Genomic DNA, 14020 nt, shown 5'->3' with positions numbered 1-14020 from the left:
CCATGGCGATGGTCGACACCGGCGCCGTCCGGTTGCACGTCCAGCGGACCGGCCCCCGGGAGGGCCGGCCGGCCACCGCCACCGTGGTCCTGGTGCACGGTCTGCTCACCGACAGCCTGGCCAGCTACTACTTCACCGTCGCCCCCGCGTTCGCGGCGGCCGGCCTCGACGTCGTGATGTACGACCTGCGCGGCCACGGCCGCAGCGAGCGGCCCGCCGGGGGCTACACCCTGGACCACAACATCGACGACCTGGAGGCGCTCCTCGACCGGCTGGCGGTGACGGGCCCGGTGCACCTGGTCGGCAACTCCTACGGCGGCACGATCGCGTTCGGCTACGCGGCCCGCCACCCCGAGCGTGCCGCGAGCGTCACCCTCATCGAGTCCGAACCGGCCACCCCCGACTGGGCGGTGAAGCTGGACCGCATCCTGCACTGGGTGGTGGAGCAGCTCGCCCACCACGAGCCCGAGGCCATCGCCTGGGTCACCGCCCACCGCGGCCTGCACACCGCCCGGCTGGCCAGGGGCGCCGCCCGGCTGGTCCGCGAGACCACACTGGCCCAGGAGATCCCGGCCAGCGGGGTGCTGACCCGGGAGCGGATCGCGTCGGTGTCCTGCCCGGTGCTCGCTCTGTACGGGGGCGACTCCGACCTGGCCGAACAGGCGCCCCTGCTGCGGGCGGTGCTGCCGGACTGCCGGACCGTGATCGTGCCCGGTCACGAGCACTCGGTGCTGGTGGAGGCCTCGGGGACGGTGGGCGGGCACATCCTGTCCCTCGTCGAGGAGGCGTCCCGGGAGGCATCCCGGGTGGCGGCCCCGTGAGCCGGTTCCTGTTCGTCGTACCGCCGCTGGTCGGGCACATCAATCCGACCGTGGGCGTCGCCGCCGCACTCACCGCGCGCGGGCACGCGGTGGCGTGGGTGTGCCCGGAACCGGAGCTGGCCGGGCGGCTGGCGGGGCCCGGGGCCACCGTGTTCGGGTGCGCCGGCGCCGCGCCGGGCGAGCGGCCCGCCGACCTGCGCGGCCCGGAGGCCCTGAAGTTCCTGTGGGAGTGGTATCTGCTGCCGCTGGCCGAGGCGATGGCGCCCGGGGTGCGAGCGGCCGTCGAGCGGTTCCGGCCCGATGTGGTGATCGCCGACCAGCAGGCCTTCGCGGGGGCGTTCACCGCCGAGCGGCTGGGTCTGCCGTGGGCGACCTCGGCCACCACCTCGGCGGAGTTCACCGACCCGCTGGCGGGGCTGCCCAAGGTGCGGGAGTGGCTGGCGGAACGGCTGGCCGGGCTGCGGTCCGCCCTCGGGGATCCGCCGGGCGGCACCGACCCCCGGTTCTCCCCGCACCTGGTCCTCGCGTTCAGCACACCGGAGCTGGCCGGCACGGCCCCCGGCGCCGTCCGCTGGGTCGGCCCCTCGGTCGCGGCCCGCCCGGACCCGTCCGGTTTCCCGTGGGACCGGCTGGACCCCGGCCGGTCCACCGTCCTGGTCACCCTCGGCACCGCCAACACCGACGTCGGCGGGCGCTTCCTCGACGTGTGCCGGAGCGCGCTGCGCGAACGGGCCGACCGGGTGCAGGCGGTGCTCGTCGACCCGGGCGGCACGCTGAGCGGCGGGTACGGAGACGCGACCAGCGGCGCGGACGGCCGATACGACGGCGGCGGCCGGTACGGCGGCGGCGGCCGGTACGGCGGCGGCGGCCGGTACGGCGGCGGCGGCCGGTACGGCGGCGGCGGCCGGTACGGCGGCGGCGGCCGGTACGGCGGTGGCAACAGCGGCGACAGCGGCGACAAGGACGTGCTGGTCGTGCCGTCCGTGCCCCAACTCGCCCTGCTGGAGAGGGGAGTCGGCGCGGTGGTCTGCCACGCGGGACACAACACGGTGTGCGAGGCGCTGTGGCACGGCGTCCCGCTGGTGGTCGCGCCGATCCGGGACGACCAGCCGGTCGTGGCCGGACAGGTCGTGGACGCGGGGGCCGGGGTGCGGGTGCGCTTCGGCCGGGTCACGGCACAACGGCTGGGGGACGCCGTCGACGCCGTCCTCGACGACCCCGCTTACGGCGCGGCGGCGGCAAGGATCCGCACGGCGTTCCGTGCCGCGGGCGGCGCGTCCGCCGCCGCGACCCATCTGACGGACCTGGCGAGGGAGTTCGGATGAGCGAGAAGACCGGGCCCGCCGAGCGGATCGCCGCGATGCGCCCCGCCTACCGGGCCGACCTCGAGGCCGGCCTGGACCGGTTCTTCGAGTCCCGCCGCACCGACTGCCCCTGGTGCGGCGGCGAGGACCTCCGCACCCGGCTGCGCACCACCGACCTGCTCCAGCACAAGCCGGGCCGCTTCGTCCTGGACCGCTGCACCGGCTGCGGACACACCTTCCAGAACCCTCGACTGAGCCCGGAGGGACTGGAGTTCTACTACCGGGACTTCTACGACGGGCTGGGCGAGAAGAAGCTCGGCGACACCTTCGGCGGGCGCACCGGCATGTACCGGGCGCGGGCCGAGTCGATGCTGCCGCACGACCCGGAGCCGAAGACCTGGCTGGACGTCGGCACCGGGCACGGCCACTTCTGCGCGGCCGCCCGGGAGGTGCTGCCGGGCACGGCGTTCGACGGGCTCGACTTCACCGACGGCGTCGAACTCGCCGAACGGGCGGGCCGGGTGGAGCGCGGCTACCGGGGCGCCTTCCCCGACCTGGCGCCCGACCTGGGCGCCCGCTACGACGTGGTGAGCATGTTCCACTACCTGGAGCACAGCACCGACCCCGACCGCGAACTGCGGGCCGCGCGCGGAGCGGTGCGGCCCGGCGGGCATCTCCTCATCGAGGTGCCGGACCCCGAGAGCCGGTACGCCCGGCTGCTGGGCCGCTGGTGGCTGCCCTGGCTCCAGCCGCAGCACCTGCACTTCGTGCCGGTGGCCAATCTGCGCCGGCGGCTGACCGAGCTGGGGTTCACCGTGGTCGCGGAGCAGCACGCCGAGGCGCACGACCCGGTGGACCTGCTGGCCGCCGTATGGCTGATGCTGGACCGCGCGGCGCCGCGCGACGACGCGCCGTGGCTGCCCGGACCGCCGAGCGGGCCGCGGCGCGCGCTGCGGATCGCCCTGCTGATCGCCGGGATTCCGGCCCTGGTCGCGGGCACCCTGCTGGACCGCTTCGCGGTGCGGCCGCTGGCACGCCGGCTGCGGGTGTCCAACGCGTACCGGCTCGTGGCACGACGGGACTGAAGGGCGCGCCCCCGCGGCGGTGTCCCGGCGGTGGCGCCCCCGCACCAGTGCCCCCGGACGGGTGTGCACGCGAGCACCGCCGTGCTAGCTTCAGGCCCACCCCATCAACAGGAATCCTGATGGTTGACGGTGCGGTCGCCGGCTCGGTCGACGACTCGATCGGCTCGGCTCGCCTCGAGAACGGATCCCGTATGTCCATCCTGGCCAGACCGGCGGTGGCCACCCGCGCCGCCAGGACGATGCAGGGCCTCACCCGCCTGGCGAGCCGCCGCTCGGGCGGCCCCGGCTCCGCCGCCGCCTGGCAGGCCCGTTTCCCGGAGTACCCGCGCGACGCGAGCGAGGCGACGGTCCCGACCTCCGTCGCCCCGGCCCCGGTCACGGTGTACCTGCCGCCGGCCGGCACGGCGACCCGGCCGCCCGTGCACGTGAACTTCCACGGCGGCGGCTATGTGATGTCGATGCCCGTGATGGACGACGCGCTGTGCCGGTTCCTCGCCGTGGAGGCGGGGGTGGTCGTGGTCAATGTCCGGTACGTCGTCGCCCCGCAGCACCCGTTCCCGGCACCGACCACCCAGGCGTACGACGTGGTCCGCTGGATCGCCGGGCACGGCGCCGAGCACGGCTGGGACGGCGAGCGGCTCACCGTCGGCGGGCAGAGCGCGGGCGGCGGGCTCGCCGCGGCGGTGGCCCGTCAGGCCCTGGAGCGGGGCGGGCCGTCGATCGCGCTCCAGGTGCTGCACTATCCGCCGCTGGACCTCGCGACCGGCGCGAAGGACAAGAAGGCCGCCGTCGCCAAGCCCGTGCTGCGGCCCTGGATGGCGGCGGTGTTCGACACCTCGTACGTCCCGGACCCGGGTGGGCGCGCCCACCCGCTGGTCTCGCCCGCGCATCCCTCGGACACCGCCGACCTGCGGGGTATCGCACCCGCCCTGGTGATCACGGCGGAGTACGACCTGCTGCGCGCCGAGGCGGTCCGCTACGCCGGGCGGCTGGCCACGGCCGGCGCGCTCGTCGAGCACCACGAGGTGACCGGCGCCGACCACGGCTACGACACCAAGGACGACGAGCGGGCCCGCGCCACGTACGCCCTGATCGCCCGCCACCTGCGACGGGCGACGGTGCCCGGCGCCTCCTGAGAGACCCGGGCGCCCCGAGCCGCCGACAGCCGCCGTCCCCTGTCCGGCGGCTGCCGGCCCGAGGCCTGGCGAGAGCCGGACGACGGCCCGGCGAGCGCTCGGGCCATCGCTCGGGCCGTCGCTCGGACGACCGCGCGGGCCATCGCTCGGACGACCGCTCGGGCGGCCACCGGCAGGCCCCGCCGAGCGGCGCCCGCAGGCCCGGTGGCGCCGAAGGTCTGGCGCTACCCGGCCGTCGCCGGCAGCGCCACCCCGAGCCGCTCCGCGCGCTCGGCCAGCTCACGCCAGACCTTCGGCGCCACCGGAACGCCCTTCTCCGCGCGCCCGGCGGCCACCGCGGCACTGCGCTCGCCCGGGTAGTACAGCCCGTCCGCGCCCTCGGCCACCGGCAGGCCCTTGAGCGTGCCCAGGGTGGCGCCGACGGCCTCGGTGAACGCCTCGGCACCCCCGAAGGCGGCCGGGTCCACGGCGATGAGCAGGGCGTTCTGGCGGTGCTTGCGGCCGGCCGGATCGTCGGAGTGGAACGCGGCGAAGATCGGCGCGCCGACGAGCACGCTGGTCAGCAGCTCGAAGGCCAGGGACATCCCGGAACCCTTCGCACCGCCCAGCGGCAGGGGCATGACCGCCCGCTCCGGGTCGGTGGTCGGGGTGCCGTCCGCGGTGGCGGCCGCGCCCTCGGGCAGCGGTGTGCCGCTCGCCCGCGCCTGGCGGATCTTTCCGAGCGCGATCGTGGCGGTCGCCATGTCCAGCAGCAGCGGGGCGTGCGGCGACCCCTCGGCGGTCGGTACGGCGACGGCGAGCGGGCTGGTGGCGACCGCCGCGCCCGCCGCGCCCGTGTAGCCCATGTTCGGCATGCCGGCGACGAAACCGATGCCGACCAGGCCCTGTTCGGCGATCCGCGACACGTAGTAGCCGATCGCGCCGGTGTGGACGGTGCCGCGGACGCCCACCGCGGCGACGCCGGTGGTCCGGGCCCGGGTCACGGCCTCGTCGGCGGCGGCGGACAGGGCCACCGGGCCGGGGGCGCGGTCGGCGTCCACGACGGCCGCGGCCGGGGCGCCGGACTCGACCACGATCCGGGCGTCGGCGTTGGCGACGCCCTTCTCCAGCAGGTCCAGATAGGCGGGGACGCGGGCGATGCCGTGGGAGTCGACGCCGCGCAGGGCGGCCCAGACGAACACATCGGCGGTGGTGCGGGCCTGCTCGGTGCTCAGGCCGCCCTTCTCGAGGAGGGCCGCGGAGAAGGTGCGCAGGTCCTCCGCGGGGACCAGGACCTTGGCGGGGGTGTCGGACATGGTGGCGGGTGCCTCCTGGTTCAGCGGGTGACGAGGACGTCGACGACGGCGGTGGTTCCCCCGGTCACGGCCTTGAGGGCGCGTTCGAGGGCGGGCGCCAGCGCGTCCGGCGTGTCGACGGTCTCGGTGTGCATCCCGAACGGCTCGGCGAACCGGGCCAGCCGGGGCAGTCGGTGCAGATCGGTGCCGAGCCACTCACCGGTCTCGGCGGCCGCGCCCTCGGGGTAGAACCTGCGGTGGTTGAGGTTCATCGATTTGTAGACACGGTTGTTGAACACCACGATCAGCACGGGCAGTCCGTACGCCTTGCTGGCGTCGTAGGACTGGATGACCGGGTTGTAGGCGAAGGCGCCGTCGCCGACGGTGAAGACCACCGGGCGGTCCGGCGCGGCGAGTTTGACGCCGAGCGCGACCGCGATGCCCTGTCCGAGGCCGCCCTGCACGTAGAAGTACGAGTCGGGCGCGTCGGTCCGCAGGTGCCGCTTGACGACCCTGCTGTGGGTGATGGTCTCGTCGACGACGATGCCGTCCTTGCCGTCGAGCAGCCTGCGCAGCGTGGCGGCGACCAGCACCGGGTCGACCCCCTCGGTGCCTTCGGTGCCTTCGGTGCCTTCGGCCTTCGTCTCGGCCCGGGCGACGGCGGCCTGTTCGGCGGCGAACCGGGCCTCCTGCGCCGCGCGCCGCTCGGCGACGGCGCTCCCGTCGAGGTCCTTCGCCCGCCTGGCCAGCTGGCGCAGGGTGTGGGTGACGTTGCCCTCCAGGTACCGGTCGGCGAAGAGGACCTGGTAGACGACGTGCGGGCGCTGCGGGACCTCGTCGATGACGACGACCTGCGCCCGGGAGGGGCGGCGGGACGGCGGGTAGAACGGGACGCGGCAGTTGACCAGGAGAATCAGGTCCGCCGTGTCCATCCACGGTCCGATGTCGCTGCCGGCGTGCAGCGGGTGGGTGCGCGGGAAGTTGGCGCACACCGCCGAGTCCGGCTCGACGACGGGGATCTGCCACGCCTCGGCGAAGGCGAGCAGCGCCTCGAAGCCGCCCGCCTCACGGCCGGCCGTCTCGGTGACGATCACGGGGTTGTCGGCCTCGAGGATCATCCGGGCGACCGGATCGACCTCCTCCGGCGAGCTGTGCGTGGAGCCCGGCGCGACGATCGGCTTGGCCTCCCGCCCGTCCCACTCCTCGAGGAGGATCTCCAGCGGGATGTTCAGGTACGCCGGTCCGGCCGGGGCGCGCCAGGACAGTTCCGCGGCCCGCGTGACCATCGTCGGCAGCGTGTGGACGCTGGCCGCCTCGTTGGACCACTTGGTGAACGGCCGCGCGATGCCGTGCGGGCCGCCCACGATCGACAGGTTGCGGTACCACTGGCCGCCCGGGTCGTGCCCGGGGGCGTCACCGTATGTGGTCGACTCCGAGGAGGCGACCACCATCGGCACGCCCGCCAGCAGCGCGCCGTGCACCGCCATCGAGCCCTGGAGCAGGCCGGGGGCCGCGTGCAGCAGCACGCCCTGCGGGCGGCGTTCGAGCAGGCCGTAGCCGGTGGCCATGCCGACGGCGACGGTCTCGTGGGTCAGGTCCAGGTACCGCGGGGCCGGCTCGCCGTCGCGGTGACGGCGGGCCAGCGACTCCCACACCGGGGCCCATTCGGACCCCGAGGAGCAGAAGAGGTACGCGGCGCCGACGGCGTTGAAGGCGGATACCAGGGCGTCCCCGCCGTCACCGCCGGCGGCGCCCGGGGTGTTCTTGCTGTCGGTCATCTCCGGTGTGTCCTCAGCCCTCGATCGGCCAGTTCAGGACCTCGGAGATACCGCGGCCCATGATCCACTCCAGCTCCTCGGGCGTGAAGTCCCAGTGCTTGGTGAACTGCTCGATGGTGTCGGTGTAGGTGATGCCGTGGCCCAGCAGGCGGGTGATGTCGGTGCCGTAGAAGCAGCGCTGCGGGCCCATCCTGTCGACCATCTCGCGCACGTACTTCTGGATGTTGCCGTTGGGGAACGGCTGCGTCGAGTAGCCGGGGAGCGCCGAGACCTTGACGTAGATGTTCGGGTGCCGGGCGAGGTCGGCGGTCTCCGCGACCCAGTAGCCGATGGCGTCGTCGACGCAGCGGGCCATGATGCCCATGTGGTCGATGATGATCTTCAGCTCGGGGTGCTTGGCGGCGATCTCGCCGAGCTCCTTCTTCCAGATCGGGGCGTGGACCATCGTCGGGATGCGCAGCTCCTCGGCGACCGGCCAGTACCAGTCGTTGGTGCCGTCGATCATCCAGTTGCGGTCCTGCGGCCGGTGGAAGGTCAGGCGCGTGCCCTTGACGTGCGGGTTCTGCGCGAAGTCCGCCAGCATCGCCTTGCCCTCCTCGGGCCTGTTCTGCGGGATGCGGGCCATGATGCCGAAGCGGTCGGGGTGGGCCTCGCAGGCTTCGAGGGCGTAGTCGATACGGTCGCCCTCCCAGGACGGCGGCAGGATCAGCGCGCGGTTCACGCCGGCCTCGTCCATCAGCTCCAGCGCCTCCTCGTAGGAGAAGGGGTCCTCGCGGTGGCCGTTGAGACGGATCCGCTCCCGGGCGCCGGGGACCCAGGGGCGGTCCGGGGTCTCTTCCAGCCAGATGTGGATCTGCGTGTCGACGACGAACATGTCCGGTACTTCCTTCTCTCGGTGGAGCGATGCGTGGAGCGCTGCGTGGAGCGCTGCGTGGAGCGCTGCGTGGAGCGCTGCGTGGAGCGCTGCGTGGAGCGCTGCGTGGAGCGGGTGTTCGAAAGCGTTGCGGGGGGAACGCTAGGCGGCCGGAAAGGCCTTGCGGAGCCCCTGGGAGCGCAAGCTGTTGTTGCGGGAAAGTGCCCTGTTCGCGGGGCACTTTCAGATTGCGGAGCCGTGCTCGAGAGCGGCGGCGACGATGTGCTCGGCGATCGCCATGGAGGCCGTCGCGGCGGGCGACGGCGCGTTGCGGACGGCGGTGACCCTGCCGACCCGGTGGATGCGGAAGTCGTCCACGAGGGTGCCGTCCCGGTCCAGTGCCTGGGCGCGCACGCCCGCCCCGCCGCGGACGACGTCCTGGACGCCGACGCCGGGGACGTACAGCCCGGCGTCCCGCATGAAGGCCGCCGTCGAGAACGAGCCGCGGTACTCCCTGATGCCGGTACGCCAGTGCTGGGCGGCCATCCGCCAGGTGCCGGGGTAGGCGGCGAGGCCGAGCAGGTCCCTCGGGGAGATCCTGGTGCGGGTGTACCCCTCCCTGGCCAGGGCCAGGACCGCGTTGGGGCCGACCTCCACCGAACCGTCGACGCGTGGCGTGAAGTGGATGCCGAGGAACGGGTAGCGCGGGTCCGGCACGGGATAGACCAGGCCGCGCACGAGATCCCGCTTCTCCGGCCTGAGCAGCATGTACTCGCCCCGGAAGGGGATGATCCGCGGTTCCTGTCCGTCCCGCGCGAGCCGGGCCACGGCGTCGGACTGAAGGCCCGCGCACAGGATGAGCCGGTCCACCCGGACCCGCTCCTCCCCGGACGCCACCTCGATGCCGCCGGGCACCTCGGTGAGGCCCGTGACCGGGAAGCCCGGTCTGACCTCGCCGCCGGAGTCGACGATGTCCTGGGCGAAGGAGCGGGCGATCGCCGGGTAGTCGGTGATCGCGGTGCGCGGGGAGTGCAGGGCCGCGATGCCGCCGGCGTGCGGCTCGATCTCCCGGATCTCCTCGCGGGAGATCCTCCGCAGGTCGGGCACGTGGTTGTGCCTGGCCCGTTCGTAGAGGGCGTCCATCCGGCCCAGCTCGTCCTCGCGGACCGCCACGACCAGTTTGCCGGTCTCGCGGTACGGCAGCCCCCGGTCCTGGCAGTAGTCCCGCAGCAGGGACACGCCGCGGACGCACAGGTCGGCCTTGAGGCTGCCGGGCGCGTAGTAGATGCCGGCGTGGACGACGCCGGAGTTGTGCCCGGTCTGGTGGAGGGAGACCGCGGTCTCCTTCTCGAAGACCACGACCCGGGTGCCGGGCCGGCTCAGGGCGATCTCGCGGGCCGTGGCCAGTCCCACGATGCCGGCGCCGACGACACCGACCGTCTCGTCAGACATCGGCGTTCTCCTCTCTCATGACACGCACGCGTCCTCCTCAGCCGCCGAAGTGGACGGCGACCGTCTTGACCCGGGTGGAGAACCGCAGGACTTCCTCACCCTGCTCCTTGTAGGCGGTCCCGGAGTCGCGGAAGCCGCCGAACGGCAGATGGACGTCCCACCCGGTGGTCGTGGTGTTGACGGCGACCTGTCCGCACTCGGCCTCGTCGGCGAAGCGGTACGCACGGCCCAGGTCGCGGGTGAAGACAGCGGCGGCGAGCCCGAAGCCGGAGTCGTTGACGGCCTCGACGGCCGCGTCGAAGCCGTCGACCGCGCGCAGCGCGAGCACCGGCCCGAAGACCTCCTCGCGCCAGATCGCCGTCTGTGGTGTGACGTCCCCGAGCACGGTCGGCAGCACATAGCAGCCGTGCGCCCGCTCGCCCTCGGTGTCGGCCCGGCCGCCGGTGAGGACGGTGGCACCCTGCTCGACGGCCCGCTCCAGGTCGGCGAGCACGCCGTCGCGCTGCCGGGGACTGGACAGCGGGCACAGGGTGGTCGCCGGGTCGCTGCCCGGTCCGACCCTCAGCGCCTCGACCTCGGCGACCAGCAGCCGGGTGAACTCCTCGTACACCGGCCGCTCGACGATCACCCGGCTGGTGGCGGTGCAGCGCTGGCCGGCCTGGCCGAACGAGGCCGCCGCGACCGCCCTGGCCGCGGCCGGCAGATCGGCGTCCCGCAGGACGACGGAGGCGTTCTTGCCGCCCAGCTCGCCCTGGAAGCGGACGTTGCGGTCGGCGAGCCGGCGCCGGATGCGCAGGCCGACGGCGTTGGAGCCGGTGAAGGTGATGCCGACGATCCTCGGGTCGTCGAGGAGGGCCTCCTCGATCTCGGCGGTCCGCCCGGTCACGACGTTGAGGACACCGGCCGGCAGTCCCGCGTCGTGCAGGGCCCGCGCGAAGTGCAGCCCGGAGAGCGGGGTCTCGCCCGCCGGCTTGAACACGGCCGCGTTGCCCGCCGCGAGCAGCGGGGCGAGCTTGCGGGCCGGGGTGATCAGCGGGTCGTTCCACGGGCTGATCACCAGGATCACGCCGATCGGCTCGCGCTGGGTGTGCGTGCGGTGGTTCGGGCGTACGTCGTGCAGGAGGGTGCCGTAGCCCTGGCGGGCGAGACCGGCGTAGTAGTCCAGGAAGTCGGCGGCCTTGAGGGTCTCGCCGGTCGCCTCGGCGAGGGTCTTGCCGTTCTCGGCGGTGACGTCGGCGGCGATCTCCCGGACCCGCTCGCGGATCAGCCGGGCGGCGTCGGTGAAGATCCGGGCCCGCTCGAAGGGACTGGTGCGCCGCCAGACGGCGAACCCGCGCTCGGCGTGGTCGTAGGCCCGGGTCACGTCCTTCGCGGGGAGGGCGGGGACGCGGGCGATCGGGGTCCGGACGTCTGCGGGGTCGAGGACGTCGATCCACTCGGCGCTCGCCACCCACTCCCCGCCGGAGAGGGTTTCCAGGGTTCGCATGTCGGGGTCACTTCCTTCGTCGGCCATGGTGCGGGCTGGTCCGCGGCACGGACCGCGCCACGGTGCGAGATGCGACGACACACCACGTCGGGGCGGTGCCACCAGCCCCGTGGCAGCAGGCATTGGTTGCGCCGCGCGCGGGTGGGCGGGTGCCTGATCCGTGCTGGAATCGGCAGGCCGGAGGCCCGTACCGGGTCTCCGAAGGACCCGGCAAGGAGCTGTCCATGGCCTACGCAGTCGTCGCCCACTACCGCTGCGCACCCGACGACGAGGCGACCGTGCGCGCCGCGCTGCTGAAGGTGCGCGAGGACACCCGCGCGGAACCCGCCAACGAGGCGTACGAGGTGCACGCCGTGGCCGACGAGCCCGGCGGCTTCCTGCTCTACGAGCGGTACGCCGACCGGGCCGGGTTCGAGGCGCACAAGGCGGCCGGGCACTTCCGGGAGCTGATCGTGGACACGGTGTGGCCGCTGCTGACGGACCGTTCGGTCACGTTCGCGCAGGTGCTGTAGGACGCGAGGCCGGGCGCCCCCGACGGGGGCGCCCGGCCTCGTCGTCAGAACTCGTTGCCCCAGCAGTAGCGGGCGACGGTCTCCACCAGGACGAGCTTGCGGCGCTGGTCCTCGGCGCTCAGCAGCGGCCGGGAGGCGACGTCGGCGAAGCCGCGCGACGGCGACACGGCCGCGTCCTCCAGGTCCTTGAACTCGCCGGCCCTGTCGATCCGGGCCATCACCGTGTCGATGTCCTCCAGCGCGGGCACGGTCGCGTCGACCACGCCCAGACAGACGTCCCGGTCCTCCGGGAGCGCCCGGACGAGGTCCAGTTCGGCGGCGGTGCCCCGGTCGAACGGGAGGATCCAGCGGTCCGCGCCGACCGTGCCGTACAGCCGCTCGGCCCGTGCCCGGTCCACCTCGGCCGGCGCCGCCCAGCCGGGCGCGACACCGATCCGTACGCCCTCGGGGCGCTCGTCCAGCCGGACGGCCGGCGCGTCCACGGCGAGCGCGTCCTCGAAGGACAGCGCACCCGGATCGGTCGGGTCCGTGCCCAACTGGCCGAGGAGGAGCGGGTTGTTGAGCTGGATCAGCCGGACGCCCCGGGACACCAGCAGCGCGATCTCGGCCCGGACGATCTCGGCCAGCGCCTCGCCCAGCTCACGGGCCGAGGACACCCCGAGACCCGGCCGGTACGTGGTCGCGGCGAGGTAGGCCGGGGAGGGCAGCGAGACCTTCGGCGCGATCACCGTGAGCTCGGTGAGCCGGGCGGCCCGGTCGGCGAGCAGCGGGCCCTTGGCCTCGGGCAGGGACTCGGCGACCCAGCGGACCAGGCCGTCGGCGTCCGTCTGCGTCGTACGGCGGAAGCCGCTGACGCCGTCGAGGACGGCGCCGCGGAAGTCCTCGCGCGGGTGGTCGCCGTCGGTGACGACGGTGCAGCGGAGCCCGCGCTGGAGAGCGACGGCCTCACGGACCGCCGACTCGACGGCCTGCGGGTCGTCGGTGGAGAGGCCGGCCGGCCGGACCAGGCTGCCGTGGTGGTCGATGCGGTAGTTGAACGTGTCCGCCATGGTCAGGCGTCCTTTCCGGGCGCGGCCGGCGCCCCCGTGACACCCCAGGCCGCGAACTCCAGTTCGTAGCCGAGGGCTTCGAGGACCTCCTCGGCGATCCGCTGGTCCTCGTCCGCGGTGCCGCCGGCGATACCGAGGCCGCCGATGATCTCGCCGTCCTTCTTGATGGTGACGCTGCCCTCGGCGGCCATGATCGGCAGGGCCGCGCCGGGGAGCTGGGAGAGCTGGGCGAAGAAGACCGGCTGGCTCTCCTGCCACTTCTTGAGCATCGTGCCGGGCCGCTGCATGACGGCCGCGGTGTACGCCTTGGCGCGGGCGATGTCCGGGGTGAGCGGGCGCGCGCCGTCCGGGCGGCGGATGGCGACGGGGAAGCCGCCGGCGTCCACGACGGCGACGCTCACCGCCTTCCCGATGGCCCGGGCCCGCTGGTGCGCGGCCTCGATGATCTCCTCGGCGGCGGCCAGGGTCAGGCTGGTCATTCGGCGTCCTTCGGTGCGGTGAGGGTGCGGCGCAGACGGGCGATCGCCGCGTTGTAGGGGCCCGGCGTCTCCCAGTACATGGAGTGCGGGGCGCCCGGGACGATCTCCAGATGGGAGCCGGGGAGCAGTTCGTGGGCGCGGGTGACGGTCCCGACGCTCAGCACGGCGTCCTTCTCGCCGGCCAGGAAGGCGACCCGGACGCCGGAGACCTCGATCTCCTCGAGCGAGGGGCCGTCGGTGTCGAGGTTGCGCAGGTCCTGCATCCGGGCGACGTTGAAGGTGCCCATCTGCTGGAAGAGGAAGGTCAGGTCGGCGCGCTCCCGCTGGAACTCCTTGGTCAGCAGGCGGTCGACGACGGGCAGCTTGACGGCCTCGGCGCGGTCGGCGGCGGCCAGCTCCTTCAGCTCCGGGTGGCTGATGCCGCCCAGGGAGTGGCCGAGGACGACGGACGAGACGCGCCGGGGGCGCGCCAGGCCAGCGCGCAGGGCGGCGACGGATCCGATGGACTGGCCGACCAGCATGACGTCGGTCAGGTCCTCCTGGTCGAGGACGGCGACGACGTCCGAGGGGAAGTCCTGGCCGTCGAACTCCGGCATGGACGAGTCGGACCTGCCGAAGCCGCGCAGGTCGACGGTGACCACGGTGAACTCGTCGCGCAGCGCGGCCACTTGCTGCCACCAGGCGGCGTGGTGGCCGCCGCTGCCGTGCACGAACAGGATCGCCGGACCGCTGCCGTGGCGCTCGTAGTAGAGGGAGGTGCCGTCGGAGTCGGCGTAGGGCATGGAGGTAAC

13 protein-coding genes are annotated in these 14020 nt (G+C 73.9%); 5 read left to right on the top strand and 8 right to left on the bottom strand.

Translation table 11 applies throughout. The features are described 5' to 3' along the window. Positions 1-2: 2 nt before the first annotated feature. From IE275_RS00195 to IE275_RS00175, 4 genes are all read left to right on the top strand, one after another. Complete coding sequence (locus IE275_RS00195; RefSeq protein ID WP_189706103.1) at positions 3-821, top strand: alpha/beta fold hydrolase; 819 nt, start codon at positions 3-5, stop codon at positions 819-821. Then, complete coding sequence (locus IE275_RS45745; RefSeq protein ID WP_229870024.1) at positions 818-2146, top strand: glycosyltransferase; 1329 nt, start codon at positions 818-820, stop codon at positions 2144-2146. The genes IE275_RS00195 and IE275_RS45745 overlap by 4 nt, the downstream gene beginning before the upstream one ends. Then, positions 2143-3210, top strand: coding sequence for a class I SAM-dependent methyltransferase (locus tag IE275_RS00180; RefSeq protein WP_189706101.1), 1068 nt, complete (start codon positions 2143-2145; stop codon positions 3208-3210). The genes IE275_RS45745 and IE275_RS00180 overlap by 4 nt, the downstream gene beginning before the upstream one ends. Positions 3211-3401: 191 nt before the next feature. Then, positions 3402-4346 (top strand): alpha/beta hydrolase fold domain-containing protein, encoded by a 945-nt coding sequence (locus IE275_RS00175; RefSeq protein ID WP_189707308.1) that lies wholly within the window; start codon positions 3402-3404, stop codon positions 4344-4346. A gap of 224 nt (positions 4347-4570) precedes the next feature. On the opposite strand, the gene IE275_RS00170 is transcribed toward IE275_RS00175, so the two are convergent. The 5 genes from IE275_RS00170 to IE275_RS00150 form a co-directional block, all read right to left on the bottom strand. Then, positions 4571-5641, bottom strand: coding sequence for an Ldh family oxidoreductase (locus IE275_RS00170; protein WP_189706099.1), 1071 nt, complete (start codon positions 5639-5641; stop codon positions 4571-4573). 20 nt (positions 5642-5661) lie between these two features. Further along, entirely contained in the window at positions 5662-7398 is a 1737-nt protein-coding gene (locus IE275_RS00165; RefSeq protein WP_189706097.1) for a thiamine pyrophosphate-dependent enzyme, read from the bottom strand. Between the two features lie 13 nt (positions 7399-7411). Next, positions 7412-8272, bottom strand: a complete 861-nt coding sequence (locus IE275_RS00160) for an amidohydrolase family protein (RefSeq protein ID WP_189706095.1) — start codon at positions 8270-8272, stop codon at positions 7412-7414. Positions 8273-8494: 222 nt separating this feature from the next. Beyond that, the gene (lhgD, locus tag IE275_RS00155) at positions 8495-9703 is read right to left on the bottom strand and encodes an L-2-hydroxyglutarate dehydrogenase (protein WP_189706093.1); all 1209 of its coding nucleotides are present in this window, start codon (positions 9701-9703) and stop codon (positions 8495-8497) included. Positions 9704-9740: 37 nt separating this feature from the next. Next, complete coding sequence (locus tag IE275_RS00150) at positions 9741-11189, bottom strand: aldehyde dehydrogenase family protein (RefSeq protein ID WP_189706092.1); 1449 nt, start codon at positions 11187-11189, stop codon at positions 9741-9743. Positions 11190-11413: 224 nt separating this feature from the next. On the opposite strand from IE275_RS00150, the gene IE275_RS00145 reads away from it, so the two are divergent. Beyond that, entirely contained in the window at positions 11414-11701 is a 288-nt protein-coding gene (locus tag IE275_RS00145; RefSeq protein WP_189706090.1) for a putative quinol monooxygenase, read from the top strand. A 44-nt stretch (positions 11702-11745) separates the two neighbouring features. Here IE275_RS00145 and IE275_RS00140 read toward each other — a convergent pair whose 3' ends face one another. Genes IE275_RS00140 through IE275_RS00130 form a run of 3 tightly spaced genes read right to left on the bottom strand, consistent with a single transcriptional unit; the run spans position 11746 to position 14011 of the window. After that, entirely contained in the window at positions 11746-12750 is a 1005-nt protein-coding gene (locus tag IE275_RS00140) for a uroporphyrinogen decarboxylase/cobalamine-independent methonine synthase family protein (RefSeq protein WP_189706088.1), read from the bottom strand. 2 nt (positions 12751-12752) lie between these two features. Beyond that, a complete protein-coding gene (locus tag IE275_RS00135) occupies positions 12753-13229 on the bottom strand; it encodes a GlcG/HbpS family heme-binding protein (protein WP_189706086.1) in 477 nt (158 codons plus the stop codon). Then, on the bottom strand, positions 13226-14011 hold the full coding sequence (locus tag IE275_RS00130; protein ID WP_189706084.1) for an alpha/beta fold hydrolase: 786 nt from the start codon (positions 14009-14011) through the stop codon (positions 13226-13228). The genes IE275_RS00135 and IE275_RS00130 overlap by 4 nt, the downstream gene beginning before the upstream one ends. Positions 14012-14020: the final 9 nt, after the last annotated feature.

Source organism: Streptomyces phaeofaciens, assembly GCF_014648915.1.
Taxonomy (GTDB): domain Bacteria; phylum Actinomycetota; class Actinomycetes; order Streptomycetales; family Streptomycetaceae; genus Streptomyces; species Streptomyces phaeofaciens.
The sequence above is the reverse complement of the archived record's forward strand: the minus strand, read 5'-3'. Positions and strand labels throughout refer to the sequence as shown.

Bases quoted from the DNA above. Each gene is read 5' to 3' on its own strand.
- IE275_RS00195 (WP_189706103.1), top strand. From the start codon at position 3: ATGGCGATGGTCGACACCGGCGCCGTCCGGTTGCACGTCCAGCGGACC.
- IE275_RS00180 (WP_189706101.1), top strand. From the start codon at position 2,143: ATGAGCGAGAAGACCGGGCCCGCCGAGCGGATCGCCGCGATGCGCCCC.
- IE275_RS00175 (WP_189707308.1), top strand. From the start codon at position 3,402: ATGTCCATCCTGGCCAGACCGGCGGTGGCCACCCGCGCCGCCAGGACG.
- IE275_RS00170 (WP_189706099.1), bottom strand. From the start codon at position 5,641: ATGTCCGACACCCCCGCCAAGGTCCTGGTCCCCGCGGAGGACCTGCGC.
- IE275_RS00165 (WP_189706097.1), bottom strand. From the start codon at position 7,398: ATGACCGACAGCAAGAACACCCCGGGCGCCGCCGGCGGTGACGGCGGG.
- IE275_RS00160 (WP_189706095.1), bottom strand. From the start codon at position 8,272: ATGTTCGTCGTCGACACGCAGATCCACATCTGGCTGGAAGAGACCCCG.
- lhgD (WP_189706093.1), bottom strand. From the start codon at position 9,703: ATGTCTGACGAGACGGTCGGTGTCGTCGGCGCCGGCATCGTGGGACTG.
- IE275_RS00150 (WP_189706092.1), bottom strand. From the start codon at position 11,189: ATGCGAACCCTGGAAACCCTCTCCGGCGGGGAGTGGGTGGCGAGCGCC.
- IE275_RS00145 (WP_189706090.1), top strand. From the start codon at position 11,414: ATGGCCTACGCAGTCGTCGCCCACTACCGCTGCGCACCCGACGACGAG.
- IE275_RS00140 (WP_189706088.1), bottom strand. From the start codon at position 12,750: ATGGCGGACACGTTCAACTACCGCATCGACCACCACGGCAGCCTGGTC.
- IE275_RS00135 (WP_189706086.1), bottom strand. From the start codon at position 13,229: ATGACCAGCCTGACCCTGGCCGCCGCCGAGGAGATCATCGAGGCCGCG.
- IE275_RS00130 (WP_189706084.1), bottom strand. From the start codon at position 14,011: ATGCCCTACGCCGACTCCGACGGCACCTCCCTCTACTACGAGCGCCAC.